11 protein-coding genes are annotated in these 12,211 nt (G+C 67.4%); 6 read left to right on the top strand and 5 right to left on the bottom strand.

The window, feature by feature from the left end:
* Nucleotides 1-100 precede the first annotated feature (100 nt).
* On the bottom strand, nucleotides 101-691 hold the full coding sequence (locus tag ABV518_RS10855; protein ID WP_367767087.1) for a hypothetical protein: 591 nt from the start codon (nucleotides 689-691) through the stop codon (nucleotides 101-103).
* Between the two features lie 3 nt (nucleotides 692-694).
* A complete protein-coding gene (locus ABV518_RS10850; protein ID WP_367767085.1) occupies nucleotides 695-1,369 on the bottom strand; it encodes an SDR family NAD(P)-dependent oxidoreductase in 675 nt (224 codons plus the stop codon).
* A gap of 98 nt (nucleotides 1,370-1,467) precedes the next feature.
* Here ABV518_RS10850 and ABV518_RS10845 point away from each other — a divergent pair, with 98 nt between their 5' ends.
* Entirely contained in the window at nucleotides 1,468-2,796 is a 1,329-nt protein-coding gene (locus tag ABV518_RS10845; protein WP_367767084.1) for an MFS transporter, read from the top strand.
* A gap of 91 nt (nucleotides 2,797-2,887) precedes the next feature.
* Here ABV518_RS10845 and ABV518_RS10840 read toward each other — a convergent pair whose 3' ends face one another.
* The 3 genes from ABV518_RS10840 to ABV518_RS10830 form a co-directional block, all read right to left on the bottom strand.
* Nucleotides 2,888-5,230 carry a glycoside hydrolase family 65 protein gene (locus ABV518_RS10840; protein WP_367767083.1) on the bottom strand — a complete coding sequence of 781 codons (2,343 nt, stop codon included), beginning with the start codon at nucleotides 5,228-5,230 and terminating at the stop codon, nucleotides 2,888-2,890.
* Nucleotides 5,231-5,418: 188 nt separating this feature from the next.
* On the bottom strand, nucleotides 5,419-6,150 hold the full coding sequence (locus ABV518_RS10835; RefSeq protein WP_367767082.1) for an HAD family hydrolase: 732 nt from the start codon (nucleotides 6,148-6,150) through the stop codon (nucleotides 5,419-5,421).
* Between the two features lie 454 nt (nucleotides 6,151-6,604).
* The gene (locus tag ABV518_RS10830; protein WP_367767080.1) at nucleotides 6,605-7,222 is read right to left on the bottom strand and encodes an alpha/beta hydrolase; all 618 of its coding nucleotides are present in this window, start codon (nucleotides 7,220-7,222) and stop codon (nucleotides 6,605-6,607) included.
* Between the two features lie 214 nt (nucleotides 7,223-7,436).
* Between ABV518_RS10830 and ABV518_RS10825 the strand changes: the two genes are divergently transcribed.
* From ABV518_RS10825 to ABV518_RS10805, 5 genes are all read left to right on the top strand, one after another.
* Nucleotides 7,437-7,694: a DUF6458 family protein gene (locus tag ABV518_RS10825; protein ID WP_131133333.1), complete on the top strand. Its 258-nt coding sequence runs from the start codon at nucleotides 7,437-7,439 to the stop codon at nucleotides 7,692-7,694.
* A 241-nt stretch (nucleotides 7,695-7,935) separates the two neighbouring features.
* Nucleotides 7,936-8,739, top strand: coding sequence for a DeoR/GlpR family DNA-binding transcription regulator (locus tag ABV518_RS10820; protein ID WP_367767079.1), 804 nt, complete (start codon nucleotides 7,936-7,938; stop codon nucleotides 8,737-8,739).
* Complete coding sequence (locus tag ABV518_RS10815) at nucleotides 8,736-9,743, top strand: 1-phosphofructokinase family hexose kinase (protein WP_367767078.1); 1,008 nt, start codon at nucleotides 8,736-8,738, stop codon at nucleotides 9,741-9,743. The genes ABV518_RS10820 and ABV518_RS10815 overlap by 4 nt, the downstream gene beginning before the upstream one ends.
* A 2-nt stretch (nucleotides 9,744-9,745) precedes the next feature.
* Nucleotides 9,746-11,788 carry a fructose-specific PTS transporter subunit EIIC gene (locus tag ABV518_RS10810; protein ID WP_367767077.1) on the top strand — a complete coding sequence of 681 codons (2,043 nt, stop codon included), beginning with the start codon at nucleotides 9,746-9,748 and terminating at the stop codon, nucleotides 11,786-11,788.
* A gap of 67 nt (nucleotides 11,789-11,855) precedes the next feature.
* Nucleotides 11,856-12,131 carry an HPr family phosphocarrier protein gene (locus ABV518_RS10805; RefSeq protein WP_131133329.1) on the top strand — a complete coding sequence of 92 codons (276 nt, stop codon included), beginning with the start codon at nucleotides 11,856-11,858 and terminating at the stop codon, nucleotides 12,129-12,131.
* Nucleotides 12,132-12,211: the final 80 nt, after the last annotated feature.

Here is a 12,211-nt window from a genome sequence, read left to right as displayed (position 1 = left end):
CTGCTTTCGTCCGGCGGCAGTTTTCACTGCCGTCCTAAATACTAAGGTTGCTTAACACTAGGCCAACCTGCCCGGCTCCCGTACATCACCGGCAGGTCCCCTACATCACCCAGGATTCGGCAACGGCCATGTAACCGGACGAGGACGGCCCCCGCGGTCCCGGATAAACGCTCGGCGCGCCGGGCCACTCCACTCCGAATTCGGCCAGCCGGCCGCTGCTGCACGGCAGGTAGACATTGCTCAGGGCCGCCGCGTTGGGCCCGAGCTGGAAGTCCGGCTGCGTAAAGGGCCGGCGGTCCAGAATCCCTCCCAGCTCCAGCTCAGCCTTGCGGCCGGTGGCGCGGAATCCGCGCTCCAGGTCCAGTTCGACGTCGAACTCGTCCTGGGTGTGCGAGATCCCGTCGAGCGGAAACCTGGCTGCCTCCGGAAAGTAGCGGGTCAGTTCGGCCGCGAGCGTGGCGGCGAAGAACTCGTTGCTTCCGTAACTCCGCCAGCCCTGCAGGGTGGCAACGAGGAGGGCGTTCCCCGTTCCCCAGCGCGACCACTCCGCCATCCAGAACGAGGCGAAGCAGCTGGCTGCCTCACCCGGGAGCTGTTTGCCGTTGGCGTCCACGGGATGCAGGGCGAGCCCATGATTGGCGCCGACAAAGGCCAGGTTGCGCCGCCACGACCCGGCCGGAGTGCTTTCCAAGGTTCACCAGTCCAAATCGGGCGCACCGAGTGACACGAAGCGCGGTGACCGGCGCTCGTCCGATTCCAGCAGCTCCAGCAGCTCCCGCGCCGCAGCACGGGGTGGCTTCACGGCGTCCGCCTGCCCCATGCCGGTGGCGAGCTTGCCGGGATGGACCGCCCAGCAGCGGACCTGCCCGGCCAGGTCCTGGGCAAGCGATACAGTCAGCATGTTCTGGGCAGCCTTGGACACCCGGTAGGCATAGCTCGTGGAAAGGCCTGCGAAATCCCCGCGGGCCTGGGCCGAAAGCGACCCCAGGCGGGAGGTGACGTTCACAATGACGGGATCGTCGGCGTCGAGCAGCTGAGGCAACAACGCCTGCACCATCCGCAGCGGACCGGTCGCGTTCACGTCGACGGCGGTCAGCACGCCCGCCGCGTCCACCGCACCGAGCGGCTGGTGCGGCGCACCCTGGGCCGCGTTGTTGACGAGGACATCCACCGGACGCCCCTGCACCACGTCAACCACGGCTGACACGTCCTCCGACCGGACGTCGTGGATCACGGCCTGCACGCCTGGCAAGAGGTCAAGCGCCGCCGCCTGCGCAGCCTGCCGCACCACTGCCAGCACCAGCCATCCGGCCGCTGAAAGCTCCCGGGCAAGCGCCTCGCCGAAGCCGCGGCCGGCGCCGGTGACCACGGCTAACCGTTGCCCGTGCCCTTGCGGTTGCTGGTCAAGTTGCCCTGCCGGCTGCATTCCAGTACCCCCCGTTTTCCCCAAAAGCCTAGACTTACCCTATGCCCACCCTCAAAGCCCTGCGGCCCTTTGCGCACCGCGAGTACAGGGTCCTGATCGCAGCCCTCGCCATCTCCATCTTCGGATCCGGGATGTGGGCTGTCGCGATGGTTTACCAGGTGATCCACCTGGGCGGCGGCCCGCTGGAGCTCTCGCTGGTTGCCACTGGCGGCAGCGTGGGCCTGGTGGCGTTTGTGCTGGCGGGCGGCATCGCGGCCGACCGCTTCCCGCAGCGTCTCCTGATCATCGCGGTGGAAGGCGCCAACCTGGCCGTCATCGCGGGCATCAGTGCCCTGTCCATCGCCGGCTGGCTGCAGATCTGGCACCTCGCAGTGGGCGCCTTTGTGCTGGGCGTCGGCGCCGCGTTCTTCTTCCCCGCGTACTCGGCCATCCTGCCGCGGATTCTGCCGCCGGAGGACCTGCTCGCGGCCAACGGCATGGAGGGGACCATGCGCCCCACCCTCCAGCAGGCGGCCGGGCCCGCCGTCGCCGGCATCCTGGTGGCCGCGCTCTCACCGGCCCACGCGGTCACCGGTGTGGCTGCCTGCCACCTCATGGCGTTCATCATCCTGAATTTCCTCGGCCAGCACGCCCTGGCGGCGCCCGCCAACGGTTCCGAGGCCGGCGGCCCGGACCCTGGCGGCGTGACCGGCAAACGGCGGCCCAAGTCGTCCTTTTTCCACGACCTCCGCGAAGGCATCAGCTATACACTCCGCACGCCCTGGCTGCTCTGGACCCTGCTCTGGGCCTGCATTTCGGTGCTGTTCCTGATCGGGCCCATCGAAGTGCTGCTCCCGTTTGTGGTCCGGGACCAGCTGGGCGGCGACTCCAGCATGTTCGGTTTCCTGCTCGCCATTATGGGCGTCGGCGGGGCCGCAGCGTCGCTGGTGACCGCGTCGTTGAGGCTGCCCCGGCGGTATCTCACGGTGATGATGGTGTCCTGGGGCGTGGGCTCCCTGCCGCTGGCCGCCGTCGGAATCATGGACAATTTCTGGGCCCTGGCCTCGGCCCTGTTCATCTTTGGCGCCACCGGCAGCGTGGGCATGGTCATCTGGGGCACGCTGCTCCAGCGCCGCGTCCCGCCGCACCTGCTCGGCCGGGTCTCCAGCCTGGACTTCTTTGTGTCCCTCGCCCTGATGCCTGTCTCCATGGCCCTGGCGGGACCCGCCGCTGAGGTGCTCCCCATCTGGCTGATCTTCCTGGTGGCCGGCGGTGTCTGCCCCGTCGTGGCAGTGATCGCGTCAATCGTTGCGAAGATGCCCCAGGACGAGCTCGCACACCCGCTGGACCGGGCGCCTGAGGTGGAACGCACGACGGCGGCAGGAGACTGACGCGCGCAGCGTCAGCCTCCTGCCGCCGGATCAAGCGCACTACGGCTGAGTCCAGCGGGGGTTACGGCACCGGAAACTGCGCCAGCGGCAACTAAGCCCGGGCGCGCACGACGGGGATGCTCGCCGTCGGGGGCCCACTGGGGAAGACCGTGGGCTCCGGGACCTGGACCGGGGCCAGCACCACGCGGACCGGTTCGCTGCCCACGCTGAACAGCTCTCCGCGGACGTCCACATCAAGCGGCTCGCCCTCGGACACGGTGAGGGTGAGAGAGCCGGCGTCGAGCTCCGCCTGCAGCAGCCTGCCTTGGACCTTGAGGTGGAAGGCGAGGCTGTCCCACTCCGCGGGCAGCCGCGGATCAAAGAACGGCACCGGTCCCTGGTCGCGGAGACCCGCGAAGCCGCAGACGAGTGAGCTCCACACGCCGCCGGTGGAGGCAATGTGCACGCCGTCGATCGTGTTGCCGTGGGTGTCGTCGAGGTCGATGAACACGGCGTTGGTGAAGTGCTCCAGCGCAGCCTTGGGGTAACCCACCTCGGCGGCCATGATCCCCTGGACACAGGCGGACAGGGTGGAGTCGCCGGTGGTGATGGGGTCGTAGAAATCGAAGGCCCGGCGCTTTTCCTCTGCCGTAAAGTCCTGCCACTGCAGGAACATCGCCAGCACCGTGTCGGCTTGCTTGAGTACCTGGTGGCGGTAGATCACCAGCGGGTGGAAATGCAGCAGCAGCGGGTACTTGGACCGGGGTGTGGTCCAGTCCCACGGCTCAAGGGTCATGAAGTCGTTGTCCTGCGAATGCACCTGCATCCGGTCATCGAACGGAAGCTGCATCCGGTCGGCCGCGGCCGACCACAGCTGGCGCTCTTCGTCGCTGATTTCGGCGTGGCCCAGGGCAGCGGCGGCGCGCAGGTTAAAGCGGGCCATCACGTTGGTGTAGAGATTGTCGTTGACCACGGCGGTGTACTCGTCCGGGCCGGTAACGCCGTGGATGTGGAAGAGCCCGTCCTTGCCGAAGAAGCCCAGGGAGATCCACATGCGGGCAGTCTCAATCAGCAGTTCGGCCCCCATGCCGTCACGGAAGGACGCGTCGCCGCTGGCCCAGACGTACCGGTTGGTCGCGAAGGCGATGGCTGCCGCGATGTGGAACTGCGCGGTGCCGGCAGCGTAGTAGGCGCTAGCTTCCAGCCCGTTGATGGTGCGCCAGGGGAACAGCGCCCCGTGCACGCTGAGTTCCTTGGCCCGGATCCGTGCGGTGGGAAGCATCTCGTGCCGGAACTCCAGGACCTGCCGTGCGCCCTCCGGGTTGGTGTAGGTCAGGTAGGGCAGGAGGTAGACCTCCTGGTCCCAGAAGTAATGCCCCTCATAGCCGGAGCCGCTGACTCCCTTGGCGGGGATGCCTGCGACGTCGGCACGCGCGGTGGCCTGGGCCAGCTGGAACAGGTTCCAGCGGATGGCCTGCTGCAGTTCGGACTGGCCTCCCACCACGATGTCGGACGTTGCCCAGTAGTCGCGGTAGTGCTCGCGGCTTTCAGCGAAGATGTCCTCCACGGAGCGCAGGCCCTCTTCGGCGACTTCCGCTGCGTCCCGTCCGGAGTCCTGGACGCCTCGGCCGGCGGCGTAGCTGACGATCTTCTCCAGCCGGAACGGCTCATCGGCGCCGACGGCGAGGACGTACCGGACGCTGCTGTCGTCCTGGTCCACCAGGGTGTCGAACGGCTGCTGGCCCGCGGAGGTCCAGTGGTCCACGGCGATCCCTACGCGCTGTTTGGATTCCGCGGCCTCCCACGAGAGGCGGAGCGAACCGTCGCCGCCGTCGAGCCGCAACGGCAGCAGGACACGTCCGGCGTGCCGGCCGGCGCGGCGCGGGTCGTGCTCCGAATGGTCCTCCACAGGCTGGTCCTGGCGGTTGATGACAGATGACGTGACGTCTGCTGACACGTCCCGGTCCGCCGATACCTCCAGGGAAATGCCCAGGCTGCCGCGGGATGCGAAGCCCACGGCCCGGCGCTCGGTGGTGGTGACGGTGGCACCGGAGCGGCACAGCCAGGTGATGCGGCATTCGTAGATGCCGGTGGCGAAGTCCACCGACCGGCGGTACTCCTGCACCGCCGACTCGGCAAGGCTCAGCGTCTCGCCGTCGATAATCACCGTGAAGTTATTCGCATCCGGGATGTAGATGATCCGCTGCCCGGTCCGGGCGAAGCCGAACGCGTTCTCGGCATGCTTGATGTCCCAGATTTCGTGCAGGCCGTTGATGAAGCTGCCCGGCAGGTCAGCATCGGCGGCCGCCCAGTGGGCGCCGCGGATGCCAAGGTGCCCGTTACCCAGCGCGAAAAGTGTCTCCAGGGTACCGGCGTTGCCAGGCTCGTGGCGGGTCTCCACAAGCTGCCAGGGGGTGTTGGGGAACCGGTCGCGGTCCGCGGTGATAAGAGCCATGGTGTTGGGGTCCTTTTGGCGTTGTGCTGGGCAGCCGGGTCTCATCCGGCTTGGGGCGCTTTTGTGCGTGCCCGTTGCGGGCGTGCGTGGGGGTTCGTTGTGCGGTCTGTCCTGGGGGAAGGAAGCCGCGGATAAATCATGCGGAGCAGGCCGTCGGGGGAACAGCCGGACCCCGGGGAGTTACCGGGCTACAGGAGTTCCTTCAGGTCGTTGACCACCAGGGTGGCTCCCGCGTCCAGCAGGGTCTGCCTGCCTGCGCCGCGGTCCACGCCGATTACGGAATGGAAGGAGCCGGCGTGGCCCGCCTGAACACCTGACACGGCGTCCTCCACCACCACGCATTCCTCGCTGGGAAGTTCCAGCAGCCGGGCAGCGTAGTCGTAGGTGGCGGGGCTGGGCTTGCCGGGCAGGCCTTCCGCGGCGGCCACCACGCCGTCAACCACCACCGGGAAACGGTCGCTCAGGCCGGCCGCCTTGAGCACCGCCGGGGCGTTGCGGGAGGATGAGACGACGGCGACCTTCAGTCCCTGCACGAGCACGGCTTCGATGAAACGCACTGAACCCTCGAACGGCTCCACGCCGGAGCTGACAATGTCGTTGAAAATCCGGTTCTTGCGGTTGCCCAGCCCCTGCACAGTGGTGTGTGCGGGATCGTCGTCGGTAGGTCCCTCGGGCAGCACAATGCCGCGCGACGCGAGGAAGTCCCGGACGCCGTCGAACCGCGGCTTGCCGTCGATGTGGTCGAAGTAGTCACTCTCCCGGTAGCCGGGGACCTGGGGCTGTGTTGCCAGGTAGCTTTCGAAGAGTTCTTGCCAGGCCTGCTCGTGGACAGTGGCCGTGGGGGTCAGCACTCCGTCGAGGTCGAAGAGAATGGCGGAGGCGCCGGTCCAGCTGGTCGGGTGGTTCAGAAGTTCAGTCATGCGCGGTGCGGTGTCCTTTCAGACGGCGGGCAGGCCCGGCGGGCGCGGTGCTTGGGATGGGCTGTGCGTGGGCTATGCGGTGCGAGGAGCGGCGACGGTGTCCGCTGTGATCAGCAAGCGCGGCGCGGGGGCGTGGGCTGAAATGCCACGGCGGGCCGGAGGGGCGCTGATGAATGCCTTCTTCCATCATGGGCGCCTTGCTGCGCCATGACAAACTGGACGGCAACCCACCAGCGGGCAGCCGGTGGCGCGACCCGCGCAGGGCCATAAAACACGTGCATGCGGCAGATCTCCCTTCCCGCCCAGTTCAAGGGCCGGTGGAATCGGCCGAACTCGAGTGTAAGCGCTTACAAATTTGGCATGCAACTGTTTTTTCTCTGCGCCGGAGTGTGACGCGACTCTCAATCCTGGGGCCCATGCCACCCGGGCGCCGCCCGCTTGAGGACGAGGGGGCCTAAGGGAGGACGTAGTGGCGCAGGAAGGCGCTGACATCCACCATCTCCGCCTTGCACATCGCATGACCCATCCCGGGATAGGTCCTGGCTGTCAGCCGCGTATTGGCGTTCAGCCATTCGCCAGCGTGGGCGGTGGCGTCCTCGTTGATCACCAGGTCCGCTTTGTCCCGGCCCCAGAAGAACGGCGGCGGGGTCTCGAAGGAGTCAGTCAGCGCCAGGAGGTCGTTCTCGAGTACGAAGCCTGACAGGCCAACCACAGCTTGATAGCTCTTGGGATGCAGCCGCAGCAGGGTGCTGGCCATGGCCATGCCCTGCGAATAGCCCAGCAGGCTCACGCTGCTGTGCTGGCCCCTGACCGTGGTAATCCAGTCATGGACCGTGTTCGTGGTGCCGATGACGTCGGCAAAGTCGTTGGCGAGGAAGTAGTCCAGGAGGAACCATCCGTAGTGGTCACCGATGACCATGGGCGCCCGCAACGCCGCGCAGGTGAAGTTCTGCGGCAGGTAGTCAAACAGCCGCACCATCCGGGACTCGTCGGTGCCGTAGCCGTGCATCATCACCAGCAAAGGCGTGCCGGCCCGCTCCCCCTCCGGCTTCGACCACACAACTGTTTCCATCAGATCAGCCTAACCAGCAGGCGGGGCGCAACGGCACCGTGGCGCATGGTTACGATTGCGCCGCACCTTCGCCCGGTCGTTGAATCGGCCATGACGGCGCTGTAGCCTGACGCTAGACAGACAGCATGCTTAGCAAACGCACGGCAACCACCGCACAACGTCCTGCAGTTCCAGAAGTACCGCCCACCAATCCGCGGACAATAAGGAGCAAGTCATGAGAATCGGTTCCTCCATCTTCCTCATCGCCATCGGCGCCATCCTCGCCTGGGCTGTCGCACCAGGCCTGATTCCCTTCGTGGACCAGGTGCTGATCGGGTACATCCTGATGGCTGTGGGCGTGATCGGCCTCATCGCTTCGCTGATCCTGGCCTCACCGGGGCGCAGCCGGCGGGTCAGCGAAACGCGTTCAGTGGTTGACCCCAACACCGGGGAGCGCATCACGCGCAACGAAAGCCGCGACGGCGGCCTGTAAACCCCAGGCCCGAAAGCCCCACCATGAACCCGAAAAGCCGGGCCGGACCACCACGGTCCGGCCCGGCTTTTTGCGCCCTCACCGACTCCGGCCGCCCGCATCGTGAAGCAGACACCCCTCTTTGTTTCGTGTGGGTTTCCATTGACAAACCAACATAAACAAAGATAAAGTCAAGTAATTCCACATCATGTGATGCCAGTCACTCAAAGAATCCCGCAGGACTTTACGCAACGGAGGGTACGTGTTCGCCGAAGAGCGCCAGCAGAAGATTGCCGAGCTTGTTGCCGGCAGCGGCCGGGTCAGCGTGACCCTGCTGGCTGAGCGCTTCCGCATCACCACTGAAACCGTCCGCCGCGACCTCGCCACCCTGGAAACCGCCGGGACCGTCCGCAGGGTCCACGGCGGTGCCGTCGCGGCGGACCGGTTCAGCACCACCGAGGAAAGCATCAACGAACGGGCCATCCAGCGCCCCGACCAAAAAAGGCGCATCGCCGAAGCCGCGATGGCCCTGATCCCGCAGACGGCCTCCGGAAGCATCCTGATCGACGCCGGCTCCACCACCGAAGTCCTGGCCGACCTCCTTTCCCGGCGCACCGCCGTCGAGCCTTCCGCTACCGAGCCCGGCGGCGAACTCGTGGTGATCACCCACGCCGTTCCGATTGCCGCCAGGCTGTCCAGCACGCCCGGAATTGCTCTCCAGATCCTGGGCGGGCGGGTCCGCGGCCTCACCCAGGCCGCCGTGGGACAGGCAACGGTGGATGCCGCGCAGCGGATGCGCCCGGACATCGCGTTCATCGGCACCAACGGCATCCACCCCCGCTTTGGCCTCAGCACCCCCGATCCTGAAGAAGCCGCCGTCAAGGCAGCCTTCGTCCATTCGGCCCGCCGCATCGTTGTACTGGCCGATTCCTCCAAGCTGGACGCAGAAACCCTGGTCCAGTTCGCCTCACTGAAAGATCTGGACACCTTGATTACAGACAGCGAGCCCAGCCCGGAACTGGCAGCAGCCCTGACAGAGGCCGGCGTTGACGTGGTGATCGCATGATCGTCACCTTCACGGCCAACCCCAGCCTGGACCGCACGGTTGCCCTGCCCGGACCGCTGGAGCGCGGCGAAGTCCAGCGTGCCATCTCCGTCAGCCAGGAGTCGGGCGGCAAGGGCGTCAACGTGTCCCGGGCGCTGGTGGCGTCGGGCCTGCAGACCATCGCGGTACTCCCCGGCGGCGACAGCGATCCTGTCCTGGCCGGGTTGCAGCACGACGGCGTTCCGTTCGCGGCGCTGCCTATTGACGAGCCGCTGCGCACGAACGTGGCCCTCACCGAGCCCGGCGGCGTGACCACCAAGATCAACGAGCCCGGTCCATCGCTGAGCGCAGAGCAGCAGGAAGCCCTGATCGCCCTGCTGCTGGAGCGCGCCCGCGGCGCCAGCTGGGTGGTCCTGGCAGGCTCCCTGCCGCCGGGTTTCCCAGCCGACTTCTACGCCACCGTCACCCGGCGGCTGCGTTCCGGCGCTGGTTCCGGGGCCGACGGCGGCGTGCCGCTCATCGCCGTCGACTCCTCCGGGGCGCCGCTCGCCGGTGCCGTCTCCGGCACGTCGCTGGATGGCATGTCCGGGAAACCGGACCTCCTCAAGCCCAACGCCGAGGAACTGGCGGAACTGGCTGCAGCAGCCGGCTTCGCCACGGCGTCCACCGCAGACGAACTGGAAGCGGATCCGGGGGCTGCAGCAGCAGCCGCCGCCGCCGTCGTGCGTTCCGGTGTGGGTGCTGTGCTGGCAACTCTCGGATCCAAGGGAGCTGTGCTGGTAACGGCCGACGGCGCGTGGCTGGCCACGCATCCGCCGGTCGCCGCGGTCAGTACTGTCGGCGCGGGCGATTCGTCGCTGGCTGGCTATCTGCTCGCCCACGGCCAGGGCGCCGCCCCGGCCGATTGCCTCCGTCAGGCAGTGGCACATGGTGCCGCCGCCGCTTCGCTGCCGGGTTCCACTGTCCCGGCAGTCCACCAAACCACCCCGGATGCCGTAACCATCACGGCCCTTCGAAAGGATTGACAGTGACTCAGCTCATCACCACCGAACTGGTCGAGCTCGACCAGAACCTGGGCACCTCGCCCGAGGACGTGATCCGGCACCTGGCCAGCAAAGTGGCTGCCACCGGCCGCGCGTCAGAAGTTGAAGGCCTCTTCGCCGATGCCTTCGCCCGCGAACAGAAGACCGCCACCGGCATCCCCGGCGGCATTGCCATCCCGCACTGCCGCTCTGCTGCAGTCATCGAGCCCACACTGGCCATGGCACGGCTCAACCCCAAGGTGGACTTCGGCGCCAAGGACGGCCCGGCGGACCTGATCTTCTTCATCGCCGCCCCCGACGGCGCAGACCAGGAGCACCTGAAGCTGCTGTCCAAGCTGGCCCGGTCCCTGATCAAAAAGGACTTCACGGCAGCCCTGCGTGCCGCGTCCTCCCGTGAGGAGATCGTGGAACTGGTGGACGGCGCACTGGCGGACAAGCCGGCGGCCCACGCGGCTGCTGCTCCTGCTGCTTCTGCTGCTTCTACTGATGCGGCGCCTGCCGCGGCAGGCGCACCCGCCGCTGGTTCTGCGGGACCGAGGCGCCTGGTGGCCGTGACCGCGTGCCCCACCGGCATCGCCCATACCTACATGGCCGCCGACTCGCTGGTCGCCGCCGCCCAGGAAATGGGCGTGGACCTGCAGGTTGAAACCCAGGGCTCCTCCGGCGCCAAGCCGCTGGACCCCGCCGTCATCGCCGCCGCCGAGGCCGTGATCTTCGCGGTGGACGTGGATGTCCGCGGCAAGGAGCGCTTTGCCGGCAAGCCCGTCATCAACGCGCCCGTCAAGCGCGGCATCGACGAGCCCGCCAAGATGGTCCAGGAAGCGCTCGCTGCAGCCAACGACCCGCACGCCCGCCGCGTGCCGCACTTCGGTGCCGAAGAGCAGGCCGAGAAGGAAGCGTCCGAAAAGGGCGAGCACATCGGCCAGAAGCTGAAGCGTGCACTGCTCACCGGTGTCAGCTACATGATCCCGTTTGTGGCCGGCGGTGGTTTGCTCATCGCACTGGGCTTCCTCCTGGGTGGCTATAACATCACCAGCGTCGCGGACAAGGTGGTGGTGGTGAACAACTTCGGGAACCTCCCGGAGGGCGGCCTCGCCATTTACCTCGGCGCGGTCCTCTTCAAGATCGGCGCCCTGTCCATGGGCTTCCTGGTCCCCGCGCTGGCGGGCTACATCGCCTACGCCATCGCCGACCGGCCCGGAATTGCGCCGGGCTTCGTCGCCGGTGCCGTATCCGGCTTCATGGGTGCCGGCTTCCTTGGCGGCATCGTCGGCGGCCTGCTCGCCGGCTACATGGCCCACCTGATCGGGACCTGGCAGGTACCCCGCTGGCTCCGCGGCCTGATGCCCGTGGTGATCATCCCGCTGCTGGCCTCGATCTTTGCTTCCGGCCTGATGTTCCTGGTCCTCGGCGGTCCGATCGCAGGCCTCACTGCAGCACTGAACGCCTGGCTCTCGGGCATGACCGGCGCCTCGGCCGTCGTCCTCGGTATCATCCTCGGCCTCATGATGTGCTTCGACCTCGGCGGCCCGGTCAACAAGGTTGCCTACGCGTTCGCAGTGGCCGGCCTGAGCGCCGGTAGCGCCTCCAACCAGGCGCCGTGGCAGATCATGGCAACAGTCATGGCTGCCGGCATGGTCCCGCCGCTGGCGATGGCCCTGGCCACTGTCCTGGACAAGAGGCTCTTCAGCCTCGCCGAGCGGGAGAACGGCAAGGCAGCCTGGCTGCTGGGCGCCTCCTTCATCTCCGAAGGTGCCATCCCGTTCGCCGCGGCCGACCCGCTGCGCGTCATCCCCGCCAGCATGGTGGGCGGTGCCCTCACCGGCGCCCTCTGCATGGCCACCGGTGTCACCTCGCAGGCACCCCACGGCGGTATCTTCGTGTTCTTCGCCATCGGCAACCTGGTGATGTTCGTTATCTCCATCCTGGCCGGAACCGTGGTCAGCGCCCTGGCCGTCATCGCCCTCAAGCGCTGGGCTGCCGCCAAGCCCGCTGCTACCGTGGAGTCCGTTCCCGTAACGGTCTGACCCGGCTTCACCCACGACACATCAACGGCGCTGAACCCACAGGCGCCGAAAGACAAAAGGAGCAAAAATGCCAGAACGCACCGCAACCGTCGCCAGCCGAGTAGGCCTGCACGCCCGTCCCGCCGCCATCTTCGCTGAAGCCGCCGGCGAGTACGACCTCGACATCACCATCGCCCGCGAAGGTGAGCCTGCCGACGAAGCGATGGACGCCGCCAGCATCCTGTCCCTGATGAGCCTGGGCGCCTCCCACGGCGACGTTGTGGTGCTTCGTGCCGAGGGCACCGGCGCGGACGACGCCCTGGAGAGCCTCGTGAAGATCCTGGAAACGGATCACGACGCGTAAGTAGCGGCACGGCGTTCGACTCACAGAGTGCAGGCGGCCGCCGTCGCGCCCTCCCCTTGTGGGGAACGGGCGCGACGGCG

Source organism: Arthrobacter sp. HS15c, from assembly GCF_040812005.1.
Lineage (GTDB): Bacteria > Actinomycetota > Actinomycetes > Actinomycetales > Micrococcaceae > Arthrobacter.
This window is presented reverse-complemented; position numbering and strand designations above follow the sequence as displayed.